This is a genomic window from Luteimonas dalianensis (assembly GCF_049339425.1).
Lineage (GTDB): Bacteria > Pseudomonadota > Gammaproteobacteria > Xanthomonadales > Xanthomonadaceae > Luteimonas > Luteimonas dalianensis.
Window position 1 is genome coordinate 286902 of record NZ_JBMPPO010000003.1, and the last position, 12692, is coordinate 299593.

Sequence of the window (12692 nt, forward strand, 5' to 3'; positions counted from 1 at the left end):
GTTAGGCTCCCCCATGAGGCCATCCCGCGCCGCCACCGGAGCACCCCGATGAAGTCCTTCAAGTACACCCTGATCGCGCTGGCATTCTCCGTGCTCGGCGCGTGCTCGCAGCCGGCCCAGGCCACCCTGCAGCCCGGCGACGCGGCCCCCGACTTCACCGTGCCGGCGTGGCTGGCCGGAGAGGCGTTTGAGTTCAGCCTTGCGGAAGCCCTGGCCGAGGGGCCGGTGGTGCTGTACTTCTTCCCCGCCGCCAACACCCCCGGCTGCAACCTGGAGGCCTCGCTGTTCTCGCAGAGCATCGACCGCTTCGAGGAGCTGGGCGCCACCGTGATCGGCGTGACCGCGGGCAACACCGACGAGTTGCAGGAATTTTCCGCCGACGGCGCCACCTGCGCCGGCAAGTTTGCCGTGGCCGCCGACGAGGGCGCGCGCATCGCCGCCGACTACGACGCGGTGATGGAAGGCCGCGAGATGTCCTCGCGCACCTCCTACGTGATCGACCGCGAAGGCCGCATCGCCGCCGTCCACTCGGATCGCAACCCCAGCCGCCACGTCGAAGCCATGCTCGAAGGCCTCGCCGCGCCGGGCAACTGACCGGCCACCCACGCCAGCCGCGGCCAGCCGGGCCGCGGCGGCGGGTTATGCGGCTGAAACGTGAATGGCCGATACTGGAACGCTGATCCGACCCGGCCATTCCCGATGACCCTCAACGCCCTGCGCCTGCCGCTCTCCGCCGCCCTGCTCACCGCCCTCGCAGCGCTGGCGCCTTCCGCGCCCGCAGCCGCCGCGAACCCGGCCCCAGCCGAAGCCACCGCCGGTACGGCCTGCGCCCAGACCTCCTTCCGCATCCGCTCGGACCTGCACGCGCCGCTGGACGCCGACGCCGGCTGGGCCGCAGAGGAAGGCGCCGCAGCCGTAATCCAGGCCGACCGGCCGTTCCGCATCCGCTTCGAAGTCGAGGCCGGGCCGCAGGACACCGGCGCCCGTTATTTCGAGCTGCAGTACCGCCGCAACGGCGGCGAGTGGGAGGACGTGGAGGCCGGCGACTTCCCCTACCCCTTCAACGAGACCCCGCCGGTGAGCACCGTCTCCACCCCGGCCTACGGCAACGGCGCGGTGATCGGCGACCTGCTGGGCGGCTCGCAGCTGCCGTTCGGCGGCGGCGCCGGCGTGGGCCTGGACACCCTGGCGCCCGCCTGGCGCGGCAGCGGCGTGCACGGCGAGTGGGAGTGGGCGCTGGTGATCCGCGCCTTCGCCGACGGCGCGGTGCAGCACGCCGACGGCGGCCGCTTCGAATTCCGCATGGTCGGGGAAAAGGGCTGCCTGGGCATCCCCGCCAGCCTGGCCACCGTGACCCTGCAGGTTCCGCCCGGACACATCGGCGGCACCTTCATCGAGACCCCCGGCCCCATCGGCCCCTGGCAGGCCTCCAACGGCGATCTCTATTTCATGATCGAGCCGTCGGAAACCTACAACGTGCTGATGATGATCAAGTCCAGCGACGGCGGCCGCACCTGGCGCGAGGTCGACCCGGCCAACCGTCCGCTCACCGACGACCTGGAAGGCTTCTCCAGTGCGCTGCACGAAGGCACCGTGCACATGCTGCACCAGACCTCCGACGACGTCTGGCACCACGCCTTCCACACCTCCGACCACACCGGCGCGCCCGACACCTGGGCCGTGCGCGACGAGCGCCTGGCCTCGCCGGTGGAACCGCCCACCCAGGTCGCCGCCCTGGCCGCACGCAGCGACGGCAGCCTGGTGGCGGTGTACGGGCAGGACGCGAAGCTGGAGCTCAACATCCGCTCCGCCGCCGGCGCCTGGGGCACCGCGCAGCTGATCGACCACCCCGGCGCGCAGGTGATCTCCGGCCCGATGCTGGCCACCGGCCACGACGACCGGGTGCACCTGGCCTACACCGTCGACGGCACCGCCTGGCACCGCACCGTGGCCGCCGACGGGCAGCTTGGCGAAGCGCACCAGCTCGCGACCGGCCTGCTGGCCGGCGTCGACCATGCCGTCGGCTCGATCCTGCCGCTGGCCTACCTCCCCGACAGCCGCTCGCTGGTGGTGGTCTACCGCCTGGCCAACGGTGAACTGTGGTCGCGGCGCGCCGACGGCGACGGCCGCTTCGGCGAACCGGCGAGGGTGAGCGCGCGGCGCGTCGTGCAGTCCGCGATCGATGCCGACCAGACCGGCGCGGACGTCGCGGTGGTCGGCGGCGCCGCGCACGTGCTGTTCATCGAAGAGTCCACTGGCGACGTCTACCACGTGGCCGGCACCGCCGACGGCGGCTGGGCGCCGGAACGGCTGCTCCACGGCGAGGTCGACGCGCAGTGGGTGCGCGGCAGCGAAGTGCGGCGCGCGGACGGTACGGTGGTCTACGGCCACGTGTTCGACGCCGGCTCGGACGGCGGCTCGGGCATGAACCGCTACGACGAGGTCATCGTCGACTGACGGCCCCCGGCGGTGCCCGCCCGGCGGGGCCGGCGCCGCCGTTTCCATCCCCGCGGCGCGGTGCCGCTATGATCGCGCCATGAACCGACGCACGCGCAAGCATCCACCGCGCACCTGGGTCTGGCTGATCGCAGGCCTGGTGCTGCTGGGCGCCTGGCAGCTGCTCCAGCGCGAGCAGGCAACCGCACCCGTGGCCGGCCCGGCCGTCGAGCAGGCCGGCGAAACCCGCACCCGGGCCGACCCGGCGCTGGATTTCCTGCCCGCCGAAGCCCACGCCACCCTCACCCTGATCGACCGCGGCGGGCCCTATCCGTACCGCCAGGACGGCACCACGTTCCAGAACCGCGAGCGCCTGCTGCCGCAGCGCCCGCGCGGCCACTACCGCGAGTTCACCGTCGACACCCCCGGCCTGAGCCACCGCGGCGCGCGCCGCATCGTCACCGGCGGCGACCCGCCCAGCGAGTGGTACTACACCGACGACCACTACAGCAGCTTCCGCCAGTTCGAACGGGACGGCCGCCGATGACCGACATCGAACCAGCCACCCTGATCGCCAACCCCGCCCGCGCCGGCACCTGCCTGGTGGACGCCGGCGAGCGCGCGGTGATGATGGAGGCCGCTGCCACGCTGGGCTTCATGATCGTGAGCATTGAACTTGAAGCGGCCAGCGACAAGCACGGCCTGCTGGACGCCTTCGCCGCCGCGCTGGAATTCCCGCCCACCTTCGGCCGCAACTGGGACGCGCTCGCCGACAGCCTGGGCGACCTCTCCTGGCTCCCGGCACCGGGCTACATGCTGCTGCTCGACCACCCCGCCGCCATCGGCAAGGCCGCGCCGCGCGACTTCGCCACCCTGGTCGAAACCCTCGACGACGCCGCCCGCGCCCACGCCAGCGCGGGCATCCCGTTCTGGGCGGTCATCACGACGGAACAGCCCGACCCCCCGCAAGGAAGCTCCCCTAGGCAACCGTAAAGTGGCCCGACCGGGGTGAAGCCGCCCTAGATCAGGAACCGCCCGACCGTCGGGCGAGCCTCCCTCGGCCGGCCGGGTGGCCGCAACGCCTCGACGACTTCCATCAGCTCCATCCAGGCACGGATCGGATCTTCCGGCACCGGCAGGCGCTGTACGCCACCATCCGCGACCAGCACGGCCTGGCGAATATCAGGCTCTGCCGGCTTACGCGGTGAGTTCATCGAACAGATCCTCCCGGTCGAACAGCTTGAAGTATCCCCGCACTTCATCCATGTCGATGCTTCCGCGATTGGCACGAAGGAGTGCACGGATATCGTCGAGGTCTCGCACTCTCGCCGGATCGTTCACGTACGCCTGCAACTTGAACGCAACCAGCCCTTCCGCGCCGACCACCCGAAGCCGGCCCATCGGCGTAGAGCGCTCATCAGCCTCGGCCAGGAGGCGCCGTGCGATCGGTCGATGCGCGTAGAGCAGGTCGAGGCCTTCCTCACCGCGCAGGTAATTGGCCGCGTCGCCGCTGCGGTGGATACATTGATAGCCCAGTCCCAGAAGCAGACGGTGCAGATCCTCCGCATCGTCCGCATCGACCAGGAAATCGACATCACGAGTGGCGCGCACCACGTTGTGGGCAGCCAGCGCCAGACCGCCGATCAGCGCCGGGGTACTCCGGAGCCCGGCGAACAGCGAGAGCGATTCCTTGATCTGGTCAAGCAGACTAGCCATTTCACAGGGATATTAGCGCGCTGATACGCGGCTTGACGCGATTCGCTCCACCAATGCGATGGCCGACGCGTGGAACTCAGGCGAGTTCGCGGCATTCATGTGATTCCTGCCGGGAACCACCAGAAAGAGCCGGCCGCGCCTGCTAGTCATCCTCGCGCGGTGGCCGGTTCGCGGCGACGATGAACCTTCCGAACCAGTAGGCCGCCATAGCCAGTGCAACCAGCGCCAGGCCGGCGAACCCCGCGACCTGCCTCACCGTTCCTTCCGGCCCGAACATGGCCACCAGCAGCGCGGCCACGCCGGCCGCCGCGGCCAGCTTTCCAAGCAGGATCGGGCCGCCGCCGAAGGATCGCACCCGCGCAGCGGGAGGCGGCGCGGCCGGGCCATCCGATTGCTGGTCGGCGAGCAATCCGCCTCTGGCCGACACCCCGGCACCGCAGTTCGGGCAGTCCCAGCCGCCGAAGGCGGCCTGCCTCGCGCTGGCGGGCTTGCGGAACCGCGGCAGGGTTTCATTGCAGCACGGACACTGCCTGCGCGGAAGCAGGAACCCCAGGCCCGCGACCAGCAGCCCCGCCGCAAGCCCTCCGACCAGCGCGGCCAGCAGGATGGTTTCCATCCTCAACCCTCCACATCAACAGGCTTGTTCACTGGAAAACCCCCAGCCGCTCCCTGATTTCATGGCCAAACATCGCACCCACCACGATCAGGAAGCCCAGGGCCACCCGCAGCCAGAGCGGAACCATCCGCTTGAATCCTTCGTCGACCGACCGCGGCGGATGCAGGCTGCGCAAGTGCCGCAGATGCTGCCGGCCCCGCGCCGTCACCGTCAGGTTGAGCCAGGCAGGATCCGGCCCTTTCGAAACCTGGGCCGCCGCCAGGTGCCCACCCGTCACCAGATCGCCGACGGCGGCCAGCGGCAGGCCGGAACGCTCATCGACCCGCGCGGGTATCGACCCGTCGAAAACCTGCTGCAGAACCTCCAGATGATCCCTGCTGTCCATGCTGCCTCCATGCGATGCAAGCCGACCCTCAATTGATGACAAGCTGCATGACCTCGCCATCGCGCCTGATGCTGAAGTCGAGCCTCATGCCCTTGGACAGCGACTCCCAGTACTTCATCACCTCCCTGGCCCTGCGGCCCGGAACCACCTGCTCGTTGATCTGCAGCAGCTCGTCGCCGGCCAGGAACGGACACGGTCTGTCCACATCGACAGCCGTGGCCTCCACCACGGTGACCTTTTCCAGCGTCGGATTCAGGAAGAACCCGCTGGTTTCCGGCTTGATCCGCAGCTCGCACCCGGTACCGGCGTGGGCTGAACCGGCGGCCAGCAATCCAGCGGCCACCAACAATCCCTTCAAATACATGAGAGCCTCCCTTCCCCAAGCCTGCAACGGTAGTACGGTTTACCCGCCGCCTCCAGCAACCGGATACCGTTCCGGCCGCATCACCGCACAGCAATAACAGCCGGGCACATGACCGGTGCCGTTCATTCGCGGGCGAAAGGGATCATGGCGCCGCCCTGCCTGAGTATGAGCGTCCTGGCCCGGCCCTCCTCCGGCCCGAACTCCAGCGTGGCCTCGACCACGGTGGGATAGAACACCCGCGGCGACTCGGCGAAGACCTCGACGGCCGGCTGGCCGGTGAGCTGGATCATGATGCGCTCGTCCTCCAGGAACACCCGCATGCTCATCCCGCCGGGCCCGACGTAATCGCCGACGATCTGTTCGCGCGCCGCCTGCGGCAGGTCGATGCGCGCACGCGCGGCCGGCATCGGCTCGTCGCTGCGCGCCACCCGCTCCCATTCCCCGTCGCCCTCGGACTGGAACAGCATCGCCGCCGCGTTGCCGGCGCCGTCGCGCTCGATCCTCATGCGCGTGAAGCTGTCCTTGTACAGGTAATCGTCCTCCGCGATCGGCACCAGGTCGAACGCCGGCCCGCCCGTACGCTTGGAGGTGAGCTTGCCGTCGACCACCCGCAGCACCCGCACCGCCTCCTCGTCGATCCGGTAGACGCCCTGGGCGCTGCGCAGGCTTTCGGGCGGCACGTCGGCCGCGACCTCCTCCGGGTACGGCTCGCCCAGCGCGTACGCCGCCAGCCTGCGCGCGGTCTCGCCCGGACGTGAGCCGGCGGTGCCGGCGTCGGTGTTCTGAAGCACCACCACCGTCAACCCGCTGTCGGGCAGGTACAGCAGGTGGGTCGAAAACCCGAAGATGCCGCCGCCGTGCTCGTACAGCGCCTGCCCCCGCAGCTCGCCGACGACGATGCCGAACCCGTAGCCGGACTCCCCGGCCTTGCCCGCCAGCTCCACCATCGCCGCGTGGCTGGCGGGCTGCAGCAGCCCACCCTCGTGCAGCCCGCGGTTCCAGCGCAGCATGTCGTCGACCGTGGACACCAGCGCCCCCGCCGCATGCGGCTGGGTCATGCTGAGGAAGCGCGCCCGCACCGCACCATCGCCTCCGCGGGTGTAGCCGGTGACGTGGCCGGGGATCAGCGCCTGCGACTGGTCTCCGTAGCCGGTATCGGCCATGCCCAGCGGCTCGAACAGGGCCTGCTCCAGGTATTCGTACCACGGCTGGCCGCTGGCCTCCTCGATCACCGCGCCGACCAGCACGTAGCCGGAATTGTTGTAGCGCCACTGCTCGCCGGGGGCGAAGTCCGGCTTCTCGTCCTTGAAGATATCGATCAGCGCCGCGGTGTCGAGATCCCGCCGGATCGGACCCTCCATGACCCCGGGGATGCTGGTGTAGCTGCGGATGCCCGAGGTATGGTCCAGCAGCATGCGCACGCTGACCGCATCGCCGCCCGGGTAGTCGGGCAGGAACTTCGACAGCGGATCGTCGAGCGAGAGCCTGCCCTCTTCCGCCAGCTTCAGCACCCCGGCGGCGGCAAGCTGCTTGGTGACCGAGGCCAGCCGGAACACATGATCCGCCGACAGCGGCACGCCCAGCTCCACGTTCGCCATGCCGCGCGCATCACGGAACACCACCTCGTCCCCGCGCGCCACCAGCACCGCCGCCCCGGGAGCGTTGGCATCCGGGTAAACGCCCTCAAGCAACCTGGCCGCGTAGCCCGCCAGGCCGCGGTCGGAAGAAACGACCGCAGCCGCGGCCGACGGCACCGGAAGAACCCAGGCAAATACCAACAGCATCGAAACCAGCGCAGTACGCATCAAGCAGCCCCTTCACCCGCCAAAACCCGATTGTCACCCTGTTGGCAGGAGCGCGCACGTGCGCTTGCAGGTCTTCACCATCACCGGCCGCTTCCCCGCGCAGGTCCGGCTACGCCCCCGACGCGAGGGATACTCGAGTTCGCGGAACGTCGAACCACGGGCGGGGTCAGGTTCAGTTATTGATACGTGATGGCGAAGTTGTTTCCAGTTAACTGAACCTGACCCCGTTCTGTTATCTGGTCCCCCTTAACATGGGCGGCCGAACGGCTGCGGGTGGAAGGCGCCAACGAGCTGCCCAGCGCCGGCAGGCGCTCGATCCTGCGGATCATCCTGGAAGCCGCGCGCGAGCCGATGCTGGCGCTGCTGCTGGCCGGCGGCCTGATCTACCTGCTGCTGGGCGACCGCACCGAGGCCGCGCCTGCGCCGCGAGACCCGCCGCATCGTCGCCTGGTCCGCGGCCGGTGGCAGCCTGGTCGCAACCGCCGTGGTGGTGCTGTACGGACTGCAGCACGGCGAATGGCTGGACGCGCTGCTGGCCGGCATCGCCGTGAGCATGTCGCTGCTCCCGGAGGAGTTCCCGGTGGTGCTGTCGGTGTTCCTGGCCATGGGCGCCTGGCGCCTGGGCAAGGCCGGCGTGCTGACCCGGCGCGCGGCCGCCATCGAGACCCTGGGCTCGGCCACCGTGCTGTGCAGCGACAAGACCGGCACCCTCACCGAAAACCGCATGGCGCTGGAGGAAATCTGGCTGCCGGGCGAAGGCGCCTGCGCAATCGGCAACGACCCGCGGCTCTCCGACGCCGGGCGGGCGCTGGTGCGCACCTCTGCGCTGGCCAGCGCGGTGCAGGCAACCGATCCGATGGACATCGCCCTGCGCGCGGCCCACCAGTCGATCGCCGGCGAACAGAACCCGACGGACCTGCCGCTGCACACCTGGGGCCTGCGCCCGGAACTGCTGGCGATGTCGAACGCCTGGGAAGACGGAGAAGCGGTGGCGCTCGCTGCGTCTTGGCCGGCGGATTTACGACAACCTGCGCAAGGCGATGGGCTTCATCTTCGCCGTGCACGTGCCGATCGCCGGGCTGGCGCTGCTGCCGCTGCTGCTGGGCATGCCCATGCTGCTGGGCCCGATCCACATCGTGCTGCTGGAACTGGTGATCGACCCGATCTGCGCGCTGGTGTTCGAGGCCGAGCGCGCCGAGGACGACGTCATGGACCGGCCGCCACGCAACCCGGCCGAGCGCCTGTTCTCGCTGCCGATGATTGCCTGGAGCCTGTTCCAGGGCGCCGTCGCCTTCGCGATGCTGGCCGCCGTTTTCCTCTACAACACCCACGCCGGTATGCCGGAAGTGGAAGTCCGCGCGCTGGTGTTCTTCGCCCTGATCGCCCAGATCGTGGCGCTGGTGCTCGTCAACCGGTCCTTCACCACCTCGCTGGTGGACGCCTTCAGCCGCCCCAACCCGGCGCTGCGCTACGTGGTGCTCGCGGTGGCGGCCGTCACCGCGCTGATCCTGTTCGTGCCGCAGGCCCAGCGGCTCCTGCGCTTCGGCTCCATCACCACGGCCGACATGCTGTTCGCGCTGGGCCTGGGCGTGGCCCTGCTGCTGGTGCTGGAGCTGTGCAAGCCGCTGACCCAGCGGGCCGGGCGGCGGCGCCTGGCCACCGCCGGCGCCCGCTGAGCGGCTGCCCGGGCCGCCTATGTCGCCAGGAAGGACACCGCGTACATCACCCACATCGCCACCAGCAGGAACACCCCCCCCAGGAACACCGCGAACCGGTGCATGACCTTGTTGTAGCTGCACTGGATGACGCTGTGCGCGATGCGCGTGAGCACGAACAGCCACGCCAGCGCCGGCAGCCAGGCCGGCACGTGGCCGGTGCCGATGGCCACCGCGCACAGCAGGTAGAACAGCACCGGCGCCTCGAACAGGTTGTTGTAATTGTCCGCCGCCCGCGAATCCTCCAGCCGCTTCGCCCGCTGCCCCGACAGCGCCAGCGCCTGCGGATGGATCCGCCTGCCCATCATCTCGCTCACCCGCACGCGGAGCATGCGCAGCGCGACCACGAACGTCAGAACCACCATCACCGCACAGGCGGCCACAAGATGCTGCGTTGGAGTCATGAAATGCCCTTTCTGGAAGAAGAAAATGGTCCGGGTTCACCTGCCGGCCCGGTCCACCACGTACCCGATGATCGCCCCCGCCAGCGTCGGCGCCAGCGCATAGATCGGGATGAACACAATCGCGACCCCTGCCTGGGCATCCGCGTACAGATCCAACCCGCCATGCGCGTACGCCAGGAACCCGAAGCCGAAGAGCGCCGGCCACAGCAGCGACGCGGGCCGCCGATAGAAATTGCTGGCGAACAGGATCGCGCCCCAGACGATGGCGTTGAACGCACCCAGCAAAGCCGTGCCCGCAAGCCCGGTTTCGGTGTACTGCCGAAGCCAATCGATTCCGCCCGGCAACCGCGCCACGTAGGGAATCAGGACGCCTGCGAGAACCACCACCCACCGGGCCCTGCGCATGGTCAACCATCCCTTCCCGCGCGGCTGCATGTCAGCCACCACCCTCGCGGGTGGCCACATTCCCGCCGCTGTCACGGGGAACAAAGCCCTTGTTGCGCATCGGGGAACCGGCCCGGGAAAGCTTCACTTGCACAGCAGAGTCCTCCACGCGAGGTGATACATCAACCAGCACAGCCGCGCCAGCAGCGTTCTTCAGGCAGCCAGCCAACTGGGCCTGCCCTGCGGGCACGCCGACCCCGCAGGGCAGGCCCAGTTGGCTGTGCCTCCGTCAGGCATGCCTGGCGCCAAGCATGATCACCAGCATGCCCACGATGCAGATGGCCACGCCGGCAACGTCGGTGGCCGTGGGCCGAACCGCATCCACCGCCCACAGCCACACGATCGCCACCGACACGTACACCCCGCCGTAGGCCGCATACACCCGTCCGGCCGCATGCGGGTGCAACGTGAGCAGCCAGACGAACAGCGCCAGGCTGGCCGCGGCCGGAACCAGCAGCCAGGCCGACTTGCCCTGCTTGAGCCACAGGTACGGCAGGTAGCAGCCCACGATCTCCGCCACCGCGGTGAGCGCGAACAGGCCGACGAGCCTGAAGCCTGCAAGGATGTCGGTTGGCATGGCCTTGGAGGGAAACCCCTTACCCCGTCAGTCCGCGGATGACCCCTGCAAGCGCGCCGATGAGCAGCGCCATCACCGGCAGCATCGACAGCGCGAACCCCAGCCCCCGGCTGGCCGGCGCCGCGGTATAGCTGCGCCAGTAGATCATGCGGCCCACCAGGTACACGGCCCCCGTCCCCGCCACCCACGGCGGCGGCCAGTACTTCGCCGCCACGTACAGCACCGGCAGGAACGCCACCATCAGCTCCAGCGTGTTCATCTGCACGCGCCAGGCCCGCTCGAACATCTCGTGTCCGGCCACCGCCGGCGCCTTCACCCCGTACTGCCCGCGCGCGCGCCCCACCAGCACGCTGAAGAACAACAGCTGCGCCACCGCCAGAAGCGCGACCAGATCCACGTAGTCCATAACGGTCCCTTGCATGATTGCCTGCCGGCCCGCGTCAGTCTGCCTTGCCGACCCCGCGCAGCACAAACCATGCGAACAGGCCGCACAGGACCGCCGCCGCCAGGAAGACGATGTCGCTGATGCTCATCAGCCGGGACGGCCCGAGGTACCACCGGCCCAGCGGCACATGGCCATGGCCGGCGAGGTACAGATCCAGGATGACCAGCCCCAGCGCCGCCATGACTCCGCCGGACATCGCGATGCCAATGCTCAGCAGCAGGCGCCAATACCATTTCATCAGGCGCGGGCGATTTTGGCGCCCAGGCCGGAGAGCTTGGCCTCGATGTTCTCGTAGCCGCGATCCAGGTGGTAGACGCGGTCGATGAGGGTTTCGCCTTCGGCCACCAGGCCGGCGAGGATGAGGGAGGCGGAGGCGCGCAGGTCGGTGGCCATCACCGGGGCGCCGCTCAGGGCGGGCACGCCGGTGACGGTGGCGCGGGTGCCTTCGATCTGGATGTCGGCGCCCAGGCGCATCAGTTCGTTGACGTGCATGAAGCGGTTTTCGAAGATCCGCTCGTCGATGGTGCCGATGCCGTCGGCGATGCAGTTCATGGCCATGAACTGCGCCTGCATGTCGGTGGGGAAGCCGGGGTGCGGCTCGGTGACGATGTTGACCGCCTGCGGGCGGCGGCCGCGCATGTCGATGGTGATGCGGTCGCCGTCCACGGCGGGCTCGGCGCCGGCTTCGGCGAGTTTTTCGAGCACCGCGGTCATGGTCTTGGCGCGGGTGCCGGTGGCGGTGACATGGCCACCGGTCATGGCGGCGGCGACCAGGAAGGTGCCGGCTTCGATCCGGTCAGGCAGCACGGCGTGGCTGCCGCCGGCCAGGCGCTCGACGCCGCGCACCACGATGCGACCGGTGCCGGCGCCTTCGATGTCGGCGCCCAGGGCGATCAGGCAGTCGGCCAGGTCGACGATCTCCGGCTCGCGCGCGGCGTTGTCGATCACTGTGGTGCCCACCGCCAGGCTGGCGGCCATCAGCGCGTTCTCGGTGGCGCCCACGCTGACCATGGGGAAGCGGATGGGCCCGCCCTTGAGCCGCTCGGCGCGGGCGCGGATGTAGCCGTGCTCCACCTCCACCTGCGCGCCCAGCGCCTGCATGGCGTGGATGTGCAGGTCGACCGGGCGCGAGCCGATGGCGCAGCCGCCGGGCAGCGAGACCTCGGCGGCGCCGTGGCGGGCCAGCAGCGGGCCGAGCACCAGCACCGAGGCGCGCATGGTGCGCACCAGTTCGTACGGGGCGACGTGGCCGGTGGCCGGGCACGGGTCGATCAGGAAGCGCGAATTGGCGACGTCGTGCTCCACGCCCGCGCCCAGTTCGCGCAGCAGGCGCGCGGTGGTCAGCACGTCCTGCAGGTTGGGGACGTTGGCGATTTCCACCGGGCCGTCGGCCAGCAGGGCGGCGCACAGGATCGGCAGGACGGCGTTCTTGGCCCCGGAGATGGCGACTTCGCCGTTGAGCGGCTGGCCGCCGGTGATTCGGATTTTCTTCATGCGCGGACGGGTCAGCCTTCCACCTGGTCGGGGGTGAGGGTGCGCAGGGCCAGGGCGTGGATCTCGCCGGTGTCCATGCGTTCACCCAGGGTGGCGTAGACCATGCGGTGGCGGGCCAGCGGCAGCTTGCCGCGGAAGGCCTCGGACACCACCAGCGCCTCGAAATGGACGCCGTCGGCGCCCTCCACTTCCACCCGGGCACCCGGAATGCCCTGTTCGATCAGTTCACGGATGATGTTTGCGTCCAACGTGCGCCTGCTCCGGCTTGTGAAGCCCGCCTGAGCGATCGGC

At 69.7% G+C, this 12692-nt stretch carries 18 protein-coding genes and 2 pseudogenes; 7 read left to right on the plus strand and 13 right to left on the minus strand.

The window, feature by feature from the left end; translation table 11 throughout:
* The first annotated feature begins 48 nt into the window (after positions 1-48).
* From ACOZ90_RS05835 to ACOZ90_RS05850, 4 genes are all read left to right on the plus strand, one after another.
* Complete coding sequence (locus ACOZ90_RS05835) at positions 49-594, plus strand: peroxiredoxin (RefSeq protein ID WP_422892703.1); 546 nt, start codon at positions 49-51, stop codon at positions 592-594.
* A 105-nt stretch (positions 595-699) separates the two neighbouring features.
* Positions 700-2457 carry a sialidase family protein gene (locus ACOZ90_RS05840; RefSeq protein ID WP_422892704.1) on the plus strand — a complete coding sequence of 586 codons (1758 nt, stop codon included), beginning with the start codon at positions 700-702 and terminating at the stop codon, positions 2455-2457.
* A 79-nt stretch (positions 2458-2536) separates the two neighbouring features.
* Positions 2537-2983 (plus strand): guanyl-specific ribonuclease, encoded by a 447-nt coding sequence (locus ACOZ90_RS05845; RefSeq protein ID WP_422892705.1) that lies wholly within the window; start codon positions 2537-2539, stop codon positions 2981-2983.
* Positions 2980-3429 (plus strand): barstar family protein, encoded by a 450-nt coding sequence (locus tag ACOZ90_RS05850; RefSeq protein WP_422892706.1) that lies wholly within the window; start codon positions 2980-2982, stop codon positions 3427-3429. The genes ACOZ90_RS05845 and ACOZ90_RS05850 overlap by 4 nt, the downstream gene beginning before the upstream one ends.
* A 26-nt stretch (positions 3430-3455) precedes the next feature.
* Here the strand turns inward: ACOZ90_RS05850 and ACOZ90_RS05855 are convergent, their stop codons facing one another.
* The 6 genes from ACOZ90_RS05855 to ACOZ90_RS05880 form a co-directional block, all read right to left on the minus strand.
* Entirely contained in the window at positions 3456-3650 is a 195-nt protein-coding gene (locus ACOZ90_RS05855; protein WP_422892707.1) for a hypothetical protein, read from the minus strand.
* On the minus strand, positions 3634-4152 hold the full coding sequence (locus ACOZ90_RS05860) for a nucleotidyltransferase family protein (protein ID WP_422892708.1): 519 nt from the start codon (positions 4150-4152) through the stop codon (positions 3634-3636). Before ACOZ90_RS05860 ends, ACOZ90_RS05855 begins: the two co-directional genes overlap by 17 nt.
* 142 nt (positions 4153-4294) lie before the next feature.
* Positions 4295-4768: a hypothetical protein gene (locus tag ACOZ90_RS05865; protein WP_422892709.1), complete on the minus strand. Its 474-nt coding sequence runs from the start codon at positions 4766-4768 to the stop codon at positions 4295-4297.
* 28 nt (positions 4769-4796) lie between these two features.
* Positions 4797-5153, minus strand: a complete 357-nt coding sequence (locus tag ACOZ90_RS05870) for a hypothetical protein (RefSeq protein ID WP_422892710.1) — start codon at positions 5151-5153, stop codon at positions 4797-4799.
* A gap of 28 nt (positions 5154-5181) precedes the next feature.
* Entirely contained in the window at positions 5182-5496 is a 315-nt protein-coding gene (locus ACOZ90_RS05875) for a PDZ domain-containing protein (RefSeq protein WP_422892711.1), read from the minus strand.
* Positions 5497-5639: 143 nt separating this feature from the next.
* Complete coding sequence (locus ACOZ90_RS05880; protein ID WP_422892712.1) at positions 5640-7322, minus strand: serine hydrolase domain-containing protein; 1683 nt, start codon at positions 7320-7322, stop codon at positions 5640-5642.
* 273 nt (positions 7323-7595) lie between these two features.
* Between ACOZ90_RS05880 and ACOZ90_RS05885 the strand changes: the two are divergent.
* The 3 genes and pseudogenes from ACOZ90_RS05885 to ACOZ90_RS05895 form a co-directional block, all read left to right on the plus strand.
* A pseudogene (locus tag ACOZ90_RS05885) lies at positions 7596-7646 on the plus strand (hypothetical protein); the annotation flags it as partial.
* Positions 7647-7791: 145 nt separating this feature from the next.
* Positions 7792-8016: pseudogene (locus ACOZ90_RS05890) on the plus strand (hypothetical protein); the annotation flags it as partial.
* A 346-nt stretch (positions 8017-8362) separates the two neighbouring features.
* Positions 8363-8998 (plus strand): cation transporting ATPase C-terminal domain-containing protein, encoded by a 636-nt coding sequence (locus ACOZ90_RS05895; RefSeq protein ID WP_422892713.1) that lies wholly within the window; start codon positions 8363-8365, stop codon positions 8996-8998.
* A 17-nt stretch (positions 8999-9015) separates the two neighbouring features.
* Here ACOZ90_RS05895 and ACOZ90_RS05900 read toward each other — a convergent pair whose 3' ends face one another.
* The 7 genes from ACOZ90_RS05900 to ACOZ90_RS05930 all read right to left on the minus strand — a co-directional run bounded on the left by ACOZ90_RS05900 (position 9016) and on the right by ACOZ90_RS05930 (position 12649).
* Positions 9016-9441 (minus strand): MAPEG family protein, encoded by a 426-nt coding sequence (locus tag ACOZ90_RS05900; RefSeq protein WP_422892714.1) that lies wholly within the window; start codon positions 9439-9441, stop codon positions 9016-9018.
* A gap of 36 nt (positions 9442-9477) precedes the next feature.
* The gene (locus ACOZ90_RS05905; protein ID WP_422892715.1) at positions 9478-9846 is read right to left on the minus strand and encodes a hypothetical protein; all 369 of its coding nucleotides are present in this window, start codon (positions 9844-9846) and stop codon (positions 9478-9480) included.
* A gap of 268 nt (positions 9847-10114) precedes the next feature.
* Positions 10115-10462: a YnfA family protein gene (locus tag ACOZ90_RS05910; protein ID WP_422892716.1), complete on the minus strand. Its 348-nt coding sequence runs from the start codon at positions 10460-10462 to the stop codon at positions 10115-10117.
* Positions 10463-10481: 19 nt separating this feature from the next.
* Positions 10482-10883, minus strand: a complete 402-nt coding sequence (locus ACOZ90_RS05915; RefSeq protein ID WP_422892717.1) for an MAPEG family protein — start codon at positions 10881-10883, stop codon at positions 10482-10484.
* A gap of 19 nt (positions 10884-10902) precedes the next feature.
* Positions 10903-11145 (minus strand): hypothetical protein, encoded by a 243-nt coding sequence (locus tag ACOZ90_RS05920; protein ID WP_422892718.1) that lies wholly within the window; start codon positions 11143-11145, stop codon positions 10903-10905.
* Positions 11145-12401: a UDP-N-acetylglucosamine 1-carboxyvinyltransferase gene (gene murA, locus ACOZ90_RS05925; RefSeq protein WP_422892719.1), complete on the minus strand. Its 1257-nt coding sequence runs from the start codon at positions 12399-12401 to the stop codon at positions 11145-11147. The genes ACOZ90_RS05920 and murA overlap by 1 nt, the downstream gene beginning before the upstream one ends.
* 11 nt (positions 12402-12412) lie before the next feature.
* Positions 12413-12649, minus strand: a complete 237-nt coding sequence (locus tag ACOZ90_RS05930) for a BolA family protein (RefSeq protein WP_422892720.1) — start codon at positions 12647-12649, stop codon at positions 12413-12415.
* Positions 12650-12692 lie beyond the last annotated feature (43 nt).